Origin of the sequence: Campylobacter sp. 2014D-0258, assembly GCF_008000495.1 — a bacterium.
GTDB lineage: Bacteria > Campylobacterota > Campylobacteria > Campylobacterales > Campylobacteraceae > Campylobacter_D > Campylobacter_D jejuni.
In genome coordinates this window covers 289,860-309,451 of record NZ_VOAR01000025.1, presented here as the reverse complement: position 1 = coordinate 309,451, position 19,592 = coordinate 289,860, and the positions used below count along the sequence as shown (strand labels likewise).

Genomic DNA, 19,592 nt, shown 5'->3' with positions numbered 1-19,592 from the left:
ACCTTTATAAATTAACCTTTCCTTCAGGGAATTTTAAATGAATAGCTTTGTCTTGTTTGAATACCGAGAGTAAAAAAGCAAAAACACCTATCCTGCCACTTAGCATCATAATGATGATAATCACCTTACTAGGATCACTAAATAAAGCACATAAAGATAAAGTTCCACCATTTCCCACTGAAATTCCTACGGTTGCAAAAGCCGAAGAAGTTTCAAAAAGCAAGGCTATAAAATCAAATTTTGACTCTAGCAAGGAAAGCAAAATAACAGCTATTACTATATAAACAGCTGAACCTACAGCTATAATAAAAGCTTTAGATATAGTTTCTCTTGGAATTTCATGTCCAAAAATTCTAACTCTTCCATCGCGGATACTCCAATAAGCATAGAGCAATAAAACCATTACAGTTGTTACTTTCATACCCCCAGCTGTTCCACCTGGTGCACCACCAATAACCATAAACAATGATCCAAAAAATAAGCTTGCATCATGCAAATGTCCCATATCTAAGGTGTTAAATCCTGCTGTGCGGTAATTAATAGCGATAAAATATGAGCTTAAAATTTTATCAAAAAATGAAAAATGTCCTATAGTTTGAGGATTTGAGTATTCAAAAGCAAAAATAATAAGCGTTGAAGAGAAAATAAGAAAAATACTTGCAACAACAACCATTTTTGTATGTAGGCTTAAATTTTGCAATTTTTTTCTTTGAAAAAAGTATAATTCAACCAAAACAAAATATCCAAGCCCTCCAATAATAATCAAAGAAGTGATAATAAGATTAATTGCTATATCATGTTTATAAGCTATAAGTCCATGTTCAAATATAGTAAATCCAGAATTATTAAAAGCACTAATAGAATGAAAAATTCCAAACCATAAAGCTTTCTTAAAATTCATTTCAAGGGCAAAACGCATGGTAAGAAGTATAGCACCTATCAATTCTATAGTAAAAATGAACAGCAAAACCTTTTTAAAAAATTTAAATAAACCATCCATTGATGGATAAAATAAAGACTCTTTTAGTAAATTTCTTGCACTAAAACCAACTTTTTTGCGTATGAGTATATAAACAAATAAACCTATACCCATATATCCCAAGCCTCCAATTTGCACCAAAGCTAAGATAATAATTTGCCCTGCTAAGGTAAAATCAACCGCAGTGTTCTTAACTACTAATCCTGTCATACTAACAGCAGATGTGCTTGTAAAAAAGGCATCTAAAAAATCAATAGGAGTTGTATGTGCCCAGCTTGAATGTAGCAATAAAGCCCCAAACAATGCAATAATAATATAACCAGCTAGTAAAATTTTAAAAGTTCGTCTATCTAGTCCAAATTGTTTCAAAAAATTTCCATTTGATAATGATCTAAAGCGGGTATTCTATCTTATTAAAACTTTAAGGGAAATAAAATTTTATTTTTGTATTTAAACTTAAATTAAAGAAAAAAAGATACAATTACATTTTTACTTTATCAAATCATTGTGGTTGGATAGCTCAGTCGGTAGAGCAGCAGACTGAAAATCTGCGTGTCGGCAGTTCGATTCTGCCTCTAACCACCACTTTATCTTTCAAAAAATCACATCACATACTTTTTTATATAAGATTGAAATATTTAAAGAACTAAAAGTTATTTTTTAAAGAAAGAGTCTATAGCTTATATGTAGAATGGTGGATTTAGCAGGACTCGAACCTGCGACCAACCGGTTATGAGCCGGTTGCTCTAACCAACTGAGCTATAAATCCGCCTAAGTTGAATTAAAAGATAAAATTATATCTTATTAATGCTTAAAAATATTTTATTTAGCCTTTATATCCGTCCAAAAATATCTAAAAGTGATTAAATGCTGTAAAATTCCAAAAAAAATCATAAAAATAGTAAAAGAACTTCCACCATAACTAAAAAAAGGCAAAGGGATCCCAACTACTGGTGCAAAACCTATAGTCATTGAGATATTTACTGCCGCATAAATAAAAATAAATAATGCAACACAATTAATAGCAACTCTAGCAAAATAATCATCTTTAAGCTTATAATTTAAACTAAGTAGATGAAAAATAAGTAAAATATAAAATATAATTAATGTCAATCCCCCAATAAATCCAAATCTTTCTATCATGTAAGCGAAAATAAAATCACTAGTTGAAATAGGTAAAAATTTAAAATGAGTTTGCGTAGCTTCATCTTGAGATTTTCCGGTTAAACCACCATTTCCAATAGCTATCATTGATTGGGCTACTTGATAACTTGGTTTTTCTGAAATAAAATCATGAATTCTTTGCTTTTGGTAGGGCTTTAAAAGATGTGTATAAATAATAGGAGAGCTAACACTTATAGCTATAACAATACTTAACCAAATTTTATAATGAACTCCCATGATAAAAAGCACTCCAAAACCAACAAGTAGTAAAACCATAGCACTTCCTAAATCAGGTTCTTTTGCAATTAGCAAAAAAGGCAAGATGATGTAAAAGCTAAGTTTGATGAATTGTTTAAGTTTGTATCCATTTTTTGGAGGAGGATTTTGATAAATAAGATAGGCAAGCATTAAAATAAAACTAGGTTTAAAAATTTCAGAAGGTTGTATAGTAAAGTGAGTAAAAGGAATTTCAAGCCATCTTTTAGCACCTAATTTTTCAACCCCAAAAATATCTACGCTTAGCAATAAAAAAATATTAATCCAATAAGCAACAGGAATAATCCAAATAAATTTCCTTATGGGAAAGAAGAAAAAAACCATAAAAGCAAGCAATCCCACACAGGCATAAACAAACTGTTTTTCTGCTAAAAAAGGATTAGCTTCAAAGATTAAGAAAAATGAAATAAGAATTATGGGTAAAAATAAAATGGGTTGCATATAGTCAAAATGAGTTAAAATTCTTCTATCTAATCTAAACAAAATTTGCCTTCAGTTGGTAATATAAAGCTATAATTATAAACTAAAATTTTAAATTTATCAAAACCTCTAAGGAAAAAATGCAAACTTTTTTAGTAGATGAAAATTCAAGGCTTGATGTATTTTTGGCTAAAAAATTAAACCAAAGTCGCAATCAAGTTGCTTTACTTATAGAAAAAGATTGCGTACAGGTTAATGATAAAATTCAAGATAAAAATTCATTTAAGCTTAAAAATGGTGATATTATTTCTATTGCAAGTTTAAAGCTTTGCAATGAGATAAAACCTCAGTTTGAAGTGGATTTTGATATTGATGTGTTATACGAAGATGAAGACTTACTTGTTTTAAATAAACCTTCAAATTTAGTCGTTCATGGAGCAAGTAGCGTTAAAAATGCCACTTTGGTGGATTGGTTAATAGAAAAAAAATATACTTTATCAAATTTAGGAGGAGAGATAAGAGCTGGTCTTGTTCATAGATTAGATAAAGATACAAGCGGAGCTATACTGATAGCGAAAAATAATTTCACCCATCAAAAATTAAGCGAACAGCTTGCAGATAAAAGCATGGGAAGAATTTACCTTGCGTTAATTGATTTGCCACTAAAAGAAGATAAAATTATAGTAGAAAAATTTTTAATGCGTTCGCCTTCTAATGCTATTAAAAAAATAGCCATAGATAAGGAAAATAAATTCAGTAAAAACGCAAAATCAGCTTTTATAAATGTAGTAAAAACTGAAAATTTAACTTTGATGGCTGCTAAGCTTTTTACAGGAAGAACTCATCAAATTAGAGCGCATTTGGCTAGTTTAAATCGCTATATTTTAGGTGATAGTTTGTATGGTTATAAGGGTAAGTATGATTGTAGGATAATGTTACATGCTTATTTTTTGTATTTTATCCATCCAAAAACCAAAGAACAAATTTTTGTTAAAGCACCTTTGATGGAAGATTTTAAAAATATTATGTTTGAACAAATTAATTTAGGAGAGAATGATGAAAAGATTTCGCTTGAGTTTTTACTTGAGTTTTTTAACTCTTTTGCTTAGCGCTTGTAGTGTTTCGCAAATGAATTCGCTAGCTTCAAGTAAAGAGCCTGCTGTAAATGAAAGCTTGCCAAAGGTTGAAAGTTTAAAAAGTCTTAGTGATATGAGTAATATTGCTTTTGAATGGGAGCCTTTATATAATGAAAATATTAAAGGATTTTATTTGTATCGTTCTAGTGATGAAAATCCTGATTTTAAACTTGTAGGCACTATTAAAGATAAGTTTCAAACTCATTATGTAGATACTAAATTAGAGCCTGGTACTAAGTATCGTTATATGATGAAAAGCTTTAATGAGCAAGGACAAATTTCAGAAGATGGCAAGGTTATAGAAGTGAGCACAGCTCCAAGACTTGAAGCTGTTCCTTTTGTTCAAGCTGTGACTAATTTGCCTAATCGTATTAAACTTATTTGGCGTCCGCATCCTGATTTTAGGGTTGATTCTTATATTATTGAAAGAACCAAAGGTGATGATAAAGAATTTAAAAAAATTGCAGAAGTAAAAAATCGTTTAAACGCTGAATACATCGATAGTGATTTAAAGCCTAATGAAAATTCAAGTTATAGAATTATTGCTGTGAGTTTTAATGGGATAAAGAGTGGGTCAAGTCAAGTTGTAAGTTCTACAAGCAAGGCTTTACCTCCTCAAGTTGAGCATTTAAGTGCTAGCACAGATGGTTCTAGTAAAATCATTTTAACTTGGGATGCTCCTACGTATGAAGATTTTTCTTATTATAAAGTTTATTCTACGAGCTCAAGCTTCCTTCCTTTTAGTGTTTTGGCAAAGACTGATAAAAATTCTTATGAGGATATAGTAGAAGGAGCAGGTAAAAGCAAGTATTATAAAGTAACAATGGTGGATAAAGATGGTCTTGAAAGTCCTATGCCAAAAGATGGTGTAGAAGGTAAAACTTTAGGCAACCCTTTGGCTCCTAGTATTATTTTGGCTCAAAGTACAAGCGAAGGGATAAATTTAGAATGGAGTGATAATGATACTAGAGCTGTTGAGTATGAAGTAAGACGCTATGGCGGGGAGCAAAATGCAGTTTTTAAAGGCATTAAAGAAAAGCGATTAAAAGATGTAAAAGCTTTGCCAGGGGTGGAATATAGTTATGAAGTTATTGCTATTGATTCAGCCGGGCTTCGTTCAGAACCTTCAAGCAAAGTTAAGGCGGCTCAGTAGTGCCAAATTTTAAAAGTAAAAAGATCAAAGAAATAAATCTGCCTTATAGTAAGGATGATGTTGAATTTCTTTGGCTTGCTAAGAATGATAATGTTAGTCTTATTTATACAAAGGTTCAAGAAGAGAGTTTTTTTCTGCAGATTAAAAAAGCACAAAATGGTTTTGTGATTAAAGGCGATAAACATACAAAACCTTCTAAAATAGGTTATTTGCAAAAGGCTTTAAAAATCTTTAAAGAAGGTTTTTGTGAGGATATTATCAATGAAGCTTTTGGACTTAAAAATAATGCTTTAATTGAAAAAACACCATTTATCGTTGATAATTTTGATGAGCTTTTATCTAGACTTCAAGGTAAAATTTATATAGAAATAGGCTTTGGATCAGGAAGACATTTGCTTTATCAAGCAAAAGAAAATCCAAATGTTTTAATTTTAGGGGTGGAAATTTACAACCCAGCTTTAACTCAAGTGGCTAAACTTGCTAAAGCACAAAATGTAAATAATATTTTGCTAATCCAAAGTGATGCGAGATTGTTATTGAGTGTATTAAAATCAAAATCAGTTGAAAAGATTTTTCTACATTTTCCTGTTCCTTGGGACAAAAAGCCTCATAGGCGAGTTATTGGGAAAGATTTTTGCAAAGAATGTGCTAGGGTTTTAACCCAAAATGGTCGTTTTGAGCTTAGAACAGATAGTTTTGAGTATTTTAATTTTACTCTAGAACAATTTTTGACTTTTCCTGCTCCAAAATTTAGTCTTAGAAAAAATGAAAATTTAGAAATTTCAAGCAAATATGAAGATAGGTGGAAAAAGCAAGAAAAAAATATATATGATCTTTGGGTGTGGAATTTTAACCAAGAGTGTAAAAACTATGAGTTAAATGAATTTAATCTCTCATCGGTTGAATTTTCTAAAGAGGATTTGAAAAAAATAGAGCAGAATTTTAAAAATATTACTATAAAAAAAGATGATTTTTTCTTGCATTTTGAAAGCATCTATAAACAAGATGAGAATTTGCTTTTAAAGGTTGCTTTTGGAGCTTTTAATAAGCCTGAACATTGTTATTTACATCTTGATAAAACGATTGATTTTGTTTTTAAAGAACCATTTAAAATTCAAGAAAATATTAAAGCGATAAATGAATTAAAAGAAATTTTAAAAGTTCAGTTTAAAATATAATTTTTCTTGAAAATTAAGCAAAAATAAAGCATAATTTAAAAATTTAAAAAGGGAAATTAAGGAAAAAGGATGCCTAATTTAATCCAAGCAAATAAACTTACTTTAGGTTATGATGAACTAGTTATTAAAGAAGCGAGTTTTGCTTTTAAGGATGATGATTTTGTTTTTATTACGGGTAAAAGTGGGAGTGGTAAGAGTACGCTTTTAAAGTCTTTTTATGGAGATTTAGAACCTATTTCTGGTAAACTTGAAGTATGTGGATCTTTGATGAATAAAATTGGAAATTTAGAACTTTTAAAATTACGTCAAAGAATAGGGATTATTTTTCAAGATTATAAACTTGTACAAGAATATAGTGTTGAAAAAAATGTTATGTTGCCTTTAATGATTAAAGGTTATAGCAAAAAAGTATGCCATGATCAAGCTACTAAGCTTTTAAAGCATGTAAATTTAACTTTTAAAGCAGATAAATTACCTAATCAACTTAGCGGTGGTGAGCAACAACGCGTCGCTATGGCTAGGGCTTTAGCTCATAATCCAAAGCTTTTGCTTTGCGATGAGCCAACGGGAAATTTGGACGAGTATTCTTCTGATATTATATGGACTCTTTTAAAGTCTGCTAGAGAGCTTTTAGGAACTTGTGTTATAGTGGTAACACATAGAATTCCTAGTAATTTAAGAGTGGATTATCGTCGTTTTAATATAGAAAATGGAAAAATGAATGAAATTTTTTAAAACACATTTATCTTTAATTTTACCTTTACTTTTTATGATGTTTGCTTTTGAATTTATTTTGATTACAAATGCAACTTTGAAGCATTATGAAGAACTTGTTAATAAAGATTATAATATTATAGTTGTCAGCAAAACTGAACTTGATCAGAATGTAGTAAAAACAAAAGTACCATTTTTTGCTGGACTTGAATCTTTAGATCCTAAGGATTTAATTGATCGTTTGAAAAATGATGTTTCTGAAAAGAATTTGAAAGTTTTAAAAGATTCTCTGCCAAAATTTTATACTTTAAAATTAAATTCTTTACCCGATCAAAATGAACTAAATTCGATTAAAAATCAACTTTTAAATATTGTAGGTGTTAGTAAGGTTGAAACTTTTTCCAAAACCCATGATAAGATATACTCTTTGCTTATTTTGATGAAATTTGTTTTTTGGTTATTTTTGTTTATCATTATTTTACTTGCCTTTGTTTTGTTTTTAAAACAGATGAGAATTTGGCTTTATGAACATACCGATCGTATTGAAATTATGTGTTTATTTGGAGCTCCGTTTTGGTTTAGATCTTTTATGCTTTATAAGGTGGTTGTGGTTGATTGTTTTATTGCTTTTGTTATTTTACTTGCCTTTTTTACCCAAATTTTTGATCTTTCTATTATCCAAGAAAGTTTAAAGGCTGTAGATATTATTTTTCCACCTATTAATTTTATTTTACATTTGACTTTAATTTTTTTAGCTACTTTGTTTATTTGCTTGTTGTGTGTAAATACGGTTATGTTTAAGGTTAAAAGATGAGAAAAAATATTCTTATCTTTTTTTGTTTTTTTTTGTTTGTTGATATAAGTTTAGCAAACGCTATAAATGAAAAAACAAAAAGTTTAGAAGAAAATAAACGCATACAAGAACAGTTAAATAAAAAACTTGAAGATTTGGCTAGCGACATTTTAAATGGTGAAAAAAGTTTGAAAGATCTAAGTTTGCAAATTGAAAGCTTAAATTCACAAACTTCTAAGCTTGAAGCAAGTGCTAAGGCTCAAAATCAAGAGTTAAACACCCTTACAAGCCAAAATGAAGATTTGCTTAAAAGTAAATCAAATATGGAAGGTAAGCTTATATCTTTAATGGCCAAAGATTTTGCTTATGATTTACCTATCCCTCAAGGCTATATTGAAAGTGAAGAAAGTTTTATGGCTTTTGAAATTTTAGGAAGTTTAAACAAAGTTTTAAATGAAGAAATTTTTAAAATTTCTAAAGATTATGAGGGAGTAAGCAGGCTTATTGATGATAAACAAGCTCAGATTAATAAAATTAATGAAAGTCTTAAGGATTACAACGCTCAATTAGCCAAGCTTCAAAGTTTAAAACAAAAACAAATTAGCGAAATTAATAAACAAAAAACAGATCGAGCTATATATGCAAAAAAACTCGATGATTTGCAAGCTCAGCAAGAAGAGCTTAGAAAAACATTAAATCAATTAAAAATTATTAATGATAAAGAAGATGCAAATTCAAACAAAAATGATACTAAAATAGTAAAAAATAATCAAAAAATAAGACAATTAGGTTCAAGCTATCAAGGAAGTTCAGTCAAGCGTTACACAGGAAAAAAAACCATAGCTCCATTGGATTCTTTTACTGTGAAGCAAAAATTTGGAAATTATGTTGATCCTGTTTACAATCTTAAAATTTTTAACGAGAATGTAGTTTTAAGAAGCAATAAAAGCGATGCAGTTGTTAAAAATGTGCTAGATGGAAAAATAGTTTTTGCCAAAGATACTAGTATGTTAGCTCGAGTTGTTATTGTTGAACATGATAATGGCATACATACAATATACGCACATTTAGATAAGATTGCTCCTAATATTAAAGTTGGTAAGAATATTAAAAAAGGTGCCGTAGTGGGTAGAATAAAAAATGATCTTACTTTTGAAGTAACTCAAAAAAATTTTCATATCAATCCTTTGGAACTCATTAGCTTAAATTAGCTAAATTTAATGGAATTTAAAATATAATTTCAAGTTAAATAAGGAGAAATAATGCAAGAGAGAAAAAGAGTTTTAGTAAAATTTTCAGGAGAGGCTTTAGCAGGTGAAAATGGCTTTGGTATAGAAAATTCTATTTTAAAATTCATAGCTTCAGAGATTAAAGAACTTATAAAAAATCAAATAGAAGTAGGCATAGTTATAGGCGGTGGTAATATTATTCGCGGAGTAAGTGCTGCTAAGGGCGGATTGATTAAAAGGACAAGTGGAGATCATATGGGAATGCTTGCTACGGTTATCAATGCTATTGCTATACAAGAAGCTTTAGAAAGCTCTGGACTTGAAGTTAGGGTTCAAAGCGCCATTCAGATGGAAGCATTTTGTGAAACTTATATTATGAGAAGAGCGCAAAGACACTTAGAAAAGGGTCGTGTTGTGGTTTTTGCCGCAGGTACTGGAAACCCTTATTTTACTACAGATACAACAGCTATTTTAAGAGCTGTGGAAATTGATGCAGATATGGTAATAAAAGCTACAAAAGTTAATGGAGTTTATGATAAAGATCCAAAACAATTTGATGATGCAGTATTTTTAAATACTTTAAGTTATGATGAGGCTATGCAAGATAATATTAAAGTGATGGATGATACAGCTATAGCTTTAGCTAAAGATAACAAACTTCCTATTGTGGTTTGTAATATGTTTGAAGAGGGTAATTTACTTAAAATCATACAAGGTGATACTAGCCTTTGTTCAATCGTTAAAAATAATTAAGGAGAAAATTATGGATAAAAGAATAGAAGAAGTAGCGGCAAAAGCTTTGGAAAAAATGGGTAATAATAGATATCGCCTTTCTTTAGTGGTAGCAAAAAGAGCGGAACAATTGGCAAATGGAGCAACCCCTTTGGTAGACTTTGATAAAAATAAAAATAAACTTGCAGATATAGCTTTATATGAAATTGCAGAAAATAAAATCACTTTAGAGGGTTTAGTTGAAACCAATCGATGAAGAATTATTGCTTGAACAATTAATCGATAATGTAAAAAATTGTAAAGATTTAGAAGCTGCTAAGGCTTTGCTTTTCGAAATTTGTGGCCATGATGCCATTCTTGAAAAAGCGGTAGATTACTGTATATTTTGCCATGAAGGGCAGTTTAGAAAAAGTGGAGAGCCTTATGCGGTACATCCTATTTTAGTGGCAACACTGGTTGGATTTTTAAGTGAAAATAAAAGCAATATTTTAGCTGCTTTATTGCATGATGTGATTGAAGATACAAACTGCACTGAAGAAGAACTTAGAGAGCAGTTTGGTTCTGAGGTTTTAAAACTTGTTTTAGGACTTACTAAAATTATAGAAATTAGAGAAGATAATCTCATTTCATCAAAATCTAAAAAAAGTTTAACTAAATCAGCCTTGACTTTCAGAAATATGCTTTTAGCAAGCATTGAAGATGTTGGGGTTTTGATTGTGAAGTTATGTGATAGGCTGCATAATATGCTTACTCTTGATATTCTAAGAGAAGATAAGCAAAAAAGAATCAGCGAAGAAACTTTAGTTGTATATGCTCCAATAGCCCATAGACTCGGTATTTCAAGCATAAAAAATTATTTGGAAGATCTTAGTTTTAAATATCTTATGCCAGATGAGTATAAGCTTATTGACAATTATATCAACTCCAATAATCAAGAAATGCAATTAGGTTTAAATGAATTTATTTCCAAAATCGAACTTTTATTTTTGAGCAATGGCTTTAGACAAGGTAGTTTTGAAATTCAAAAACGCATTAAACATAGCTATTCTATTTATCTTAAAATGCAAAGAAAAGGCATTGGTATTGAAGAAGTTCTTGATTTGCTTGGGGTAAGAATTTTGGTTGAAAAAGTAAGTGATTGTTATTTAGCTTTGGGAATTTTACATACACATTTTAACCCCTTGGTTTCGCGTTTTAAGGATTATATAGCCTTGCCTAAACAAAATGGTTATCAAACCATACATACCACACTTTTTGATGCTAAAAGTATTATAGAAGCACAAATTCGAACTTTTGATATGCATAAAATTGCGGAATTTGGTATAGCAGCGCATTGGAAATATAAAGAAGATGGCAGTGTGGTTGCGCCTCGTCTTGATTGGCTTACAGATATTTCAATGCAAAGTATAAACAATCTTGAAAATGCAGAAGATTATAATGCTATTGAACTTTATGAATATGCTAAAGATAGTCTTTATGTTGAAGATGTCGCAGTTTATTCTCCTAAGGGAGAAATTTTCACTTTGCCTCGTGGTGCAACGGTTCTTGATTTTGCCTATGAAGTGCATACCAAAGTAGGGCTTCATGCAAAAAGTGCTTATGTAAATCGTATTAAAGTACCTTTGTTAACCGAGCTTAAAAATGGCGATATTGTGCGAGTGGTTACTAGTAATGATAAATTTTATCGCTGTTCTTGGATAGATAGTGTTAAAACAGGAAAAGCAAAAGCAAGTATAAGGGAATTTTGTAAGCAAAAAATCAGAGAGATTAATCTAGCAAGTTCTATTAATATGTTAAGTTTTATTTTTGGAGTTGATAAAAACAGAATTGAAACTTGGATAGAAAAAGAAAATTTAGCCAGACGTATTAGACAAGTAGCAACAGATAGTGCTTATTTAAAAGATATAGTTAATGGTCTTAAAAAATACGCCAAGAAGTCATATTGGTTTGATAAATATGAGATTAAAGAACAAAAAATAGGAAATTTTACTCTATATTGCAACCATAAAATCGCTAATGTGGATTTTGATTTTTGTTGCCATCCAAAAAGAGGTGATGCTGTTTTAGCTTTTGTTAAAGGTGGTAACGCTATTGTCCATCATAAGCTTTGCGATAGAGCTGATAAAATGATAGATAATAATCAAGATATGGTATTTATAAAATGGGATTCTAACATCCCTAAATCTTATAAATTGATTTTTTCTTTGGAAAATAAAAAAGGTGTTTTAGCGGAATTTTTGGCATTTTTAGCTAAAATGCAGATAAATTTATTAACAATTAATTTATCAAGTGATTTAAATTCGGCGGTAGATTATTTTGAGATTACAATGGAAATTCCTGATAATATCAACCCAGATAGTGTCAAGGATAGGTTAAAATCTCGTTGTAAAATTTTAGATTTTACATCTTTAAATGATGCTTATAAAGAAGGTTAAAAAGGTTTATTATGGATATAAAAAAAATATTAGCAGAAGTTAAGCGTGGCTGTGCAGAGCTTATTGATGAAGAAAGAATAGAAAATTTAATTAAAAATTATTATGAAAAGGGTGAAAATTTCTTCATAAAGGCAGGGTTTGATCCTACAGCACCTGATTTACATTTAGGTCATAGCGTGGTTTTAACAAAAATGGCTTTTTTGCAAAAACATGGAGCTATTGTGCAATTTTTGATTGGGGATTTTACAGGACAAATTGGCGATCCAAGTGGAAAAAGTGCAACGCGTAAAAAGCTGGATAAAGAGCAAGTTTTAATCAATGCTAAAACTTATGAAACGCAGGTTTTTAAGGTTTTGGATAAAGAAAAAACACAGATTAAGTTTAATTCTACTTGGCTTAATGAACTTGGAGCTGCGGGTATAGTAGAGCTTACTTCAACTTTTAGTGTAGCTAGAATGCTTGAGCGTGACGATTTTACCAAGAGATTTAAAGAGCAAAGCCCTATTTCGATTTGCGAGTTTTTGTATCCTTTACTTCAAGGATATGATAGCGTGGCTTTAAAAAGCGATATTGAAATGGGCGGAACGGATCAAAAATTTAATCTTTTAATGGGAAGACAGCTTCAAAGGGTTTATAATATAGGAAAAGAACAAGCTGTGATTATGATGCCTTTACTCGAAGGTTTAGATGGTGTAAACAAAATGAGTAAGAGTTTAAATAATTACATTGGTGTTACAGAAAAAGCTAATGATATGTATGCTAAAATTTTAAGTATTAGTGATGAATTGATGTTTAGATATTATGAACTTTTAAGTCAAAAAAGTCTAGAAGAAATCGCGCAAATAAAAAAAGATATAGAACAAGGCAATTTACATCCTAAAAAAGCTAAAGAAAATTTAGCTTTAGAGATTACGGAGCGTTTTCACTCCAAAGAAGAGGCTAATAATGCTAAGTCTGAATTTGATAGGATTCATTCTCAAAATGCTTTACCAAGTGATATGGCTGAGTTTGAAATACAAGGAAAAATTTGGCTTGCTAAGGCTTTGGTTGAATGTGGTTTGGAAAGTTCTACTTCTGCGGCAAGAAGAAGCATCAGTGCTAATGCAGTAAGTGTAAATTCTCAAAAAGTTAGCGACGAGCAAATGCATTTAGAACAAGGAGAATACATCTTACAAATAGGTAAAAGAAAATTTGCAAAATTAAAGGTAAAAGAATGAATTTACAACCCTTACAAATAGGAAAACATACTATAAAATATCCCATTTTTCAAGGGGGAATGGGACTAGGCATAAGCTGGGATAGATTAGCTTCTGCAGTTTCTTTAAATGGTGGACTTGGGATCATTTCTTCTGTGGGAACAGGATATTATGAAGAAAGAAAGTATGCAAGTAAAGAATTAAATGCTAAGCCTTATGGAAGTGAAAATTTTTACTCACGCAAGGGTTTGCAAGCTTTGATTAATAATGCAAGAAAAGTTTGTGGCGATGCACCTTTAGGGTGTAATATCTTATGTGCAAGTAATGATTATGCAAGAATAGCACGCGATGCTTGTGAAGTTGGTTTTAATGTGATTGTTTCAGGTGCTGGACTTCCCACAAATTTACCTGAATTTACTGCAGATTTTCCTGATGTGGCTTTAGTGCCTATCATTTCATCTGCAAAGGCTTTAAAAATTATTTGCAAAAGATGGCAAAGCCGTTACAATCGCTTGCCTGATGCAGTGGTTTTAGAAGGGCCAAAAAGTGGAGGTCATCAAGGTTTTACTTATGAGCAGTGCTTAGATCCAAATTATCAGCTAGAAAAATTAATCGCTCCTGTGGTAGAAGAGGCTAAAAATTGGGGGTCTTTTCCTGTGATTGCTGCAGGTGGAATTTGGGATAAAAAAGATATAGAAAACGCTATTTCTTTAGGGGCTAGTGGTGTTCAAATGGGAACGCGTTTCATAGGAACTTTTGAATGTGATGCAAGCGAAGAATTTAAAAGCGTTTTACTAGCTTCTAAAGAAGAAGATATAGAGCTTATTAAATCTCCTGTGGGCTATCCTGCACGTGGGGTTAGAACCAATCTTTTAAATTTGGTAGATAAAAGAATAGGTCCAAAGATCAATTGTATAAGCAATTGTGTAGCGCCTTGTGGACGCGGAAAAGAGGCAACTAAAGTAGGGTATTGTATAGCAGATAGGCTTTTTGATGCGTGGTCAGGTAAAAAAGAAACAGGGCTTTTCTTTACAGGTGCAAATGGATATCGTTTAGATAAGCTTATCAGTGTTAAAGAACTTATGGAAAAATTGGTTAATGGTGAATAATGGCTAAAATTTTTGTATTTTTAGTATTTGCTTTCACAACTCTTTTTGGAGCTTATGAAAATGAACTTGCAAATTTCGATAAAAATTTTATCGGTTCTAAAAGCGAAGTGCAAGTAAAATTTCACCATCAGCTTAAAAGCCTTTATATACAAAGTGTTATTAATGAAGATGAAAAAACTAAAATTGAAATTTTAAAAAGATTGATCATCAGTTCAAATACTTTAAATTTAGATGACAAGTCATATGCTAATGAGTTAAAAGAAAGTGGTATAAGTGAAGCAAGTATCAATGCTTTAAGAAAGGCTGTTATTAAAGATATTAAGGTTCAAAATATTTCTCAAGACACTGAAAAATCAACTTTTGAACCTATAAAAACAGTTCAAAAAAATGAAAAAAAATCATCTAACGAACAAATAAAAAATACAGAAAAAACAAATTCTAAAACTTCGCAAGCACCAAAGAGCAGTATCGTTTCTAAAGCAAAAAGCGATGATAAAATTTATGTTTTAAAGTCAAGTAAAACAAACCAAGGTGTAGAGTTTGAACTAAATGCAGATTTGGATAAGGATCAATTAAAAAGTTTTGCTTTAGACGAAAAAGGAAACTATCGTTTTATTAGTGATTTTGATGGGGTTTTAGAAGGGGGTAAAAAAGAGTTTAAATTTGATGACTATCGTTTAGTGATTTCACAATTTAATCCCAAAACCATACGCATAGTGGTTTATGCTAAAGAAAAAATTCCTATTGATATATCTTTTAAAGAAGAAAAAATAATTTTTTCAAAAGAAACTACTAGCCAAAAAAAGACTGAGCAAGTTAGTAAAATTTCAGAGAAAAAGCAAGATCAAAAAACAGAAATTAAAACCAAAGTTTTAGAAACAAAAAAACAAGATAAAAAAACCAATAATGAAAAAGAAAATCAAGAACCTTTATATGTTTTAGATGTGGATAAAATTTCTAATGCTGTGGTGTTAAATTTAAGCGATGATTTAGATGAAAAAGAAATAGCAGTATTTGATACCAAAGATCAAAAATTCCGATATGTTGTAAGTTTTAAGGGTGTGTTAGAAGGTAATAGAAAAAGCTTTACTTTTGGACAAAATGTGATTACAGTTACTCAATACAATCCAAAAACCGTTCGTGTGGTTTTGAGTGCTCCTAAAGAATTTAAACTTTTAAAGGAGTTGGATAATAATAATCTCACTTTAGGTTTTTATATACAAACTACAAATCAAAATGCAAACAAAAAAGCAGCTCAAAGTTCTAGTAAAACTTTAAATACAAATTACAAATCAGGAAAGCTTGTGGTTATCGATGCGGGGCATGGTGGAAAAGATAGCGGTGCTTTAAGTGATAAAAAAGGAAGTTTAAAAGAAAAAGATATAGTTTTAAGTACGGCTTTAAAACTTGGAAATGAACTTAAAAAACGCGGTTATAAAGTGCTTTATACTAGAAGTTCGGATAAATTTATCAATCTTCGTGATAGAACCAAATATGCCAATGATAAAAGAGCGGATTTATTTATTTCTATACATGCTAACGCAGCACCAAATGCCACAAAAGCCAAAAGTAGCGAAGGCGTGGAAACTTTCTTTTTAAGTCCTGCAAGAAGTGAAAGAAGTAAAAAGGCAGCAGAAAAAGAAAATCAAGGGGATTTTGAAGAGATTAATTATTTCTCAAGACAAAGTATTTTAAATTTCTTAAATCGTGAAAAAATCGTTGCTTCAAATAAACTAGCCATTGATGTACAAAAAAATATACTCACTCAAACACGCAAAAAGTATAAAATTGTAGATGGCGGTGTAAGAGAAGCACCTTTTTGGGTTTTAGTAGGTGCGCAAATGCCTGCAATTTTGATTGAAATTGGCTATATTACACATCCAAATGAAGGTAAAAGAATCGCCAATAAAGCTTTTCAAGATTTATTGGTTAAGGGTATTGCCGATGGAGTTGAGAGTTATTTTTATAATAACCGATGAAAAAAGCTAAGCTAATTTTTAAGGATAATACTCCTTTTTCTTTGGATTTTGATGATTTTTATTTTAATTCCAAAGATGGCTTAAATGAAAGCAAATTTGTTTACACTCATTCTTTTGAATGGAAAAATCAAGAAAATTTCATTATCGCAGAGAGTGGTTTTGGCATAGGTTTAAATTTTTTTCTTACCTTGAAACGCTTTTTAGAAACCACTCCTTCTAAGCGTCCTAAAAAACTTTTTTATATCAGTATAGAAGCTTTTTATATCGAAAAAGAACAATTAAGAGAAATTTATCAAAAACTAGGATTTTATGAAGAGTTTAAAGAGCTTTTAGAACAATTTTTAAAATTTTATCCTAAAGCTAAAGAAGGGATTTATCGTTTTTATTTTGAAGACTGTTTTTTAGATCTTGTTTTTGAAGATATTACTATTTTAAAAGAATTGGATTTTAAAGCTGATATTTGGTATTTAGATGGATTTTCTCCAAATAAAAATTCGCAAATGTTTGATGAAAATTTAATTTTTGAAGTGGCAAGACTTTCTAAAAAAAATACACAAATTTGTACCTTTTCTTCGGCAAGTTTTTTACAAAAAAATTTAAAAAAATATGGCTTTAGAGTAGAAAAAACCAAAGGTTTTAGAAAAAGAGAAATGATTAAAGCTTATTTGGAAAATGAGCTTGAGTTTAAAGACAAAGAAGCGTATTTTTCAAGAACATTTTCATCTTTAAAAAATAAAAAAGTAGCTATTATTGGTGCAGGTATATCAAGCGCTGTTTTAGCTTATGAGCTTAGTTTAAGAGGTTTTGAGATAGATGTTTTTGAAAAACATTTAGAATTAGGCAAGGGTGCAAGTGGAAATGAAAGTGGAATTTTAAGCTCTTTAATCTTAAAACCTAAGGTAAATTTAGGGGAGTTTTCAGAGCTTTCTTTTATAGAAGCAAGCCGTTTTTATAGACAAATTTTAGATTTAGAATTTAAGGGTGTGGTGGAGTTTGCACATAATGATTTGATGCAAGAAAGATTTGACACACAAAGAGAAAATGTTTTGTTTAAAATTTCAAAAAATCAAGCTTTTTTAGAAGAGGGTGGAGTGATTTTTCCAAAAAATTTGGTTAAAAATCTTTTTGAAAAAAGTAAAGCTTGTATATATTTTAATCATGAATTTCAAGCTTATAAATTTGAAAATGAGTGTTTTACTTTAAAATTTAAAAATGATATTGTTAAAAGTGATTATGCGGTTTTGATTTATGCTATGGGTGCAGATACAAAAGATTTTGTTTTTTATGATGAGATGAAATTAAGCAAAGTAAGAGGTCAAGTTACACATCTAAAACCTTTTTTAAATACTCCATTTCCTTTATCTTCTAAGGCTTATATTTGCCCTGTAAAAGATGATTTGCAAGTGATTGGAGCAAGTTATGATAGGCTTGATGCAAGTTTAGAATCAAAAGAAGAAGATGATAAACAAAATATAGAAAATATAGCCGAATTTATAGATAAAAATACAAAATTAGAAATCATAGGTTCTAAGGTAGGCTTTAGATCTTATTCGAGTGATCGCTTTATGATAGTTGGAAATGCCTATGATGAAGTGTTTTATAAAGAAGAATATAAAGCTTTATTATGGACAAAAAACAAGGAGCAAAAGCTAGCTAAAATATCTTGTAATTTGTATTTTAATTTTGCTCATGGATCAAGGGGTTTTAGCACAAGTGTTTTAGCGGCAAGGTATTTGTGTGCATTGATAAATAATGAACCCTTGTATTTAGAAAAAAAATACATCCACGCTATTCACCCTGCAAGATTTTTGATTCGAAAACTCAAAAAAGGCTTATGATTAAGCTTTAATTAAGAGTAATACTAATATTTGCTTATGAGAGTAAGTTTTTAACTTTATTTTAACTTCCTTTATTTTATTATTATAGAGAATAAATTTCATGTTATAAAGGAAATATAATGATTGATTATCATCAAATAGAGTCGCGTTTATCGACTCTTGAAAAGCTTCCTTCTTTGAAAGACAATGATAGTATTACAAAAGCATTAGAAAAGTCAGGTTTTTCTAGAAGGGATTTTATGAAATGGGCAGGTGCTATGACGGCATTTTTGGCTTTGCCAGCGAGTTTTACTCCTATGGTGGCAAAAGCTGCTGAGCTTGCTGATAGGCTTCCTGTTGTGTGGCTTCATATGGCTGAGTGTACAGGCTGTAGTGAGAGTTTGTTAAGAAGTGATACTCCAACGATTGATAGTTTGATTTTTGATTATATTTCTTTAGAATATCACGAAACAGTGATGGCTGCAGCAGGTTGGCAAGCTGAAGAAAATTTAGAAAGTGCCATTCAAAAGCATAAAAATAAATACATTTTAATGGTTGAAGGTGGTATCCCTATGGGTGATACGGAGCATTTTTTAACCATAGGTGCACATGGAAAAACAGGCTATGAGCTTTCAAAAATGGCAAGTGAAAATGCTTTGGCGATTTTTGCTATAGGAACCTGTTCTAGCTTTGGAGGAATTCAAGCTGCAAGACCAAATCCTAGCAACGCGCAGCCTTTAAGCAAAGTAACAAGTAAAACTGTGATCAATGTTCCAGGCTGTCCTCCAAGTGAAAAAAATATAGTGGGTAATGTGCTTCATTATTTATTATTTGGTGAGTTACCAGCACTTGATGTGTATAATAGACCAAAATGGGCTTATGGTTTAAGAATTCATGATCTTTGTGAAAGACGCGGACATTTTGATGCAGGTGAATTTGTACATGCTTTTGGAGATGAAGGAGCAAAACAAGGTTTTTGTCTTTATAAAGTAGGTTGTAAAGGACCTTATACTTTTAATAACTGCTCAAGAGAGAGATTTAACCAGCACACTTCTTGGCCTATTCAAGCAGGGCATGGTTGTATAGGTTGTTCTGAGCCTAATTTTTGGGATACTATGGGACCTTTTGAAGAGCCTATGGCTAGTCGTAAATTTGATACTGTTTTTGGTTTGGGTGCGGATAGTGTTTCAGATAAAATCGGTATAGGTGTGCTTACACTCACAGGCGTTGCTATAGCAGCACACGCAGTTATATCTTCCATGCAAAAAGATAAGGAATAAAA

Annotated in this window: 16 protein-coding genes and 2 tRNA genes; 15 read left to right on the top strand and 3 right to left on the bottom strand. The window is 30.6% G+C overall.

Annotated elements, in window-relative coordinates:
- Positions 1-4: 4 nt before the first annotated feature.
- A complete protein-coding gene (locus tag SR62_RS06335; protein WP_002876757.1) occupies positions 5-1,348 on the bottom strand; it encodes a TrkH family potassium uptake protein in 1,344 nt (447 codons plus the stop codon).
- A 140-nt stretch (positions 1,349-1,488) separates the two neighbouring features.
- Here SR62_RS06335 and SR62_RS06330 point away from each other — a divergent pair.
- Positions 1,489-1,564 (top strand) — tRNA-Phe (locus SR62_RS06330).
- 107 nt (positions 1,565-1,671) lie between these two features.
- On the opposite strand, the gene SR62_RS06325 is transcribed toward SR62_RS06330, so the two are convergent.
- Positions 1,672-1,748 (bottom strand) — tRNA-Ile (locus SR62_RS06325).
- A 53-nt stretch (positions 1,749-1,801) separates the two neighbouring features.
- On the bottom strand, positions 1,802-2,902 hold the full coding sequence (locus SR62_RS06320) for an FtsW/RodA/SpoVE family cell cycle protein (RefSeq protein ID WP_002892590.1): 1,101 nt from the start codon (positions 2,900-2,902) through the stop codon (positions 1,802-1,804).
- A gap of 77 nt (positions 2,903-2,979) precedes the next feature.
- Here SR62_RS06320 and SR62_RS06315 point away from each other — a divergent pair, with 77 nt between their 5' ends.
- The 14 genes from SR62_RS06315 to SR62_RS06250 all read left to right on the top strand — a co-directional run bounded on the left by SR62_RS06315 (position 2,980) and on the right by SR62_RS06250 (position 19,590).
- Positions 2,980-3,948: an RluA family pseudouridine synthase gene (locus tag SR62_RS06315; RefSeq protein ID WP_002858282.1), complete on the top strand. Its 969-nt coding sequence runs from the start codon at positions 2,980-2,982 to the stop codon at positions 3,946-3,948.
- Positions 3,893-5,128: a fibronectin type III domain-containing protein gene (locus tag SR62_RS06310; protein WP_010891920.1), complete on the top strand. Its 1,236-nt coding sequence runs from the start codon at positions 3,893-3,895 to the stop codon at positions 5,126-5,128. Before SR62_RS06315 ends, SR62_RS06310 begins: the two co-directional genes overlap by 56 nt.
- A complete protein-coding gene (trmB, locus tag SR62_RS06305) occupies positions 5,128-6,306 on the top strand; it encodes a tRNA (guanosine(46)-N7)-methyltransferase TrmB (RefSeq protein ID WP_004313926.1) in 1,179 nt (392 codons plus the stop codon). Before SR62_RS06310 ends, trmB begins: the two co-directional genes overlap by 1 nt.
- 69 nt (positions 6,307-6,375) lie before the next feature.
- Positions 6,376-7,041: a cell division ATP-binding protein FtsE gene (locus SR62_RS06300; RefSeq protein ID WP_002853534.1), complete on the top strand. Its 666-nt coding sequence runs from the start codon at positions 6,376-6,378 to the stop codon at positions 7,039-7,041.
- Entirely contained in the window at positions 7,028-7,834 is an 807-nt protein-coding gene (locus SR62_RS06295; protein WP_002853622.1) for an FtsX-like permease family protein, read from the top strand. The genes SR62_RS06300 and SR62_RS06295 overlap by 14 nt, the downstream gene beginning before the upstream one ends.
- Positions 7,831-9,024 (top strand): murein hydrolase activator EnvC family protein, encoded by a 1,194-nt coding sequence (locus SR62_RS06290; protein ID WP_002866266.1) that lies wholly within the window; start codon positions 7,831-7,833, stop codon positions 9,022-9,024. The genes SR62_RS06295 and SR62_RS06290 overlap by 4 nt, the downstream gene beginning before the upstream one ends.
- Positions 9,025-9,075: 51 nt before the next feature.
- On the top strand, positions 9,076-9,795 hold the full coding sequence (gene pyrH, locus SR62_RS06285) for a UMP kinase (protein ID WP_002854049.1): 720 nt from the start codon (positions 9,076-9,078) through the stop codon (positions 9,793-9,795).
- A 10-nt stretch (positions 9,796-9,805) separates the two neighbouring features.
- On the top strand, positions 9,806-10,030 hold the full coding sequence (locus SR62_RS06280; RefSeq protein ID WP_147502310.1) for a DNA-directed RNA polymerase subunit omega: 225 nt from the start codon (positions 9,806-9,808) through the stop codon (positions 10,028-10,030).
- Positions 10,014-12,209, top strand: a complete 2,196-nt coding sequence (locus SR62_RS06275; protein WP_002866265.1) for a RelA/SpoT family protein — start codon at positions 10,014-10,016, stop codon at positions 12,207-12,209. Before SR62_RS06280 ends, SR62_RS06275 begins: the two co-directional genes overlap by 17 nt.
- Positions 12,210-12,220: 11 nt before the next feature.
- Positions 12,221-13,426: a tyrosine--tRNA ligase gene (gene tyrS / locus SR62_RS06270; RefSeq protein ID WP_002856563.1), complete on the top strand. Its 1,206-nt coding sequence runs from the start codon at positions 12,221-12,223 to the stop codon at positions 13,424-13,426.
- Entirely contained in the window at positions 13,423-14,514 is a 1,092-nt protein-coding gene (locus tag SR62_RS06265; protein ID WP_002866264.1) for a nitronate monooxygenase, read from the top strand. The genes tyrS and SR62_RS06265 overlap by 4 nt, the downstream gene beginning before the upstream one ends.
- Positions 14,514-16,493 carry an N-acetylmuramoyl-L-alanine amidase gene (locus SR62_RS06260; protein WP_002892783.1) on the top strand — a complete coding sequence of 660 codons (1,980 nt, stop codon included), beginning with the start codon at positions 14,514-14,516 and terminating at the stop codon, positions 16,491-16,493. The genes SR62_RS06265 and SR62_RS06260 overlap by 1 nt, the downstream gene beginning before the upstream one ends.
- The gene (mnmC, locus tag SR62_RS06255; protein WP_002892782.1) at positions 16,490-18,331 is read left to right on the top strand and encodes a bifunctional tRNA (5-methylaminomethyl-2-thiouridine)(34)-methyltransferase MnmD/FAD-dependent 5-carboxymethylaminomethyl-2-thiouridine(34) oxidoreductase MnmC; all 1,842 of its coding nucleotides are present in this window, start codon (positions 16,490-16,492) and stop codon (positions 18,329-18,331) included. The genes SR62_RS06260 and mnmC overlap by 4 nt, the downstream gene beginning before the upstream one ends.
- A 119-nt stretch (positions 18,332-18,450) precedes the next feature.
- Positions 18,451-19,590, top strand: a complete 1,140-nt coding sequence (locus SR62_RS06250) for a hydrogenase small subunit (RefSeq protein WP_002860472.1) — start codon at positions 18,451-18,453, stop codon at positions 19,588-19,590.
- The last annotated feature ends 2 nt before the right edge of the window (positions 19,591-19,592 follow it).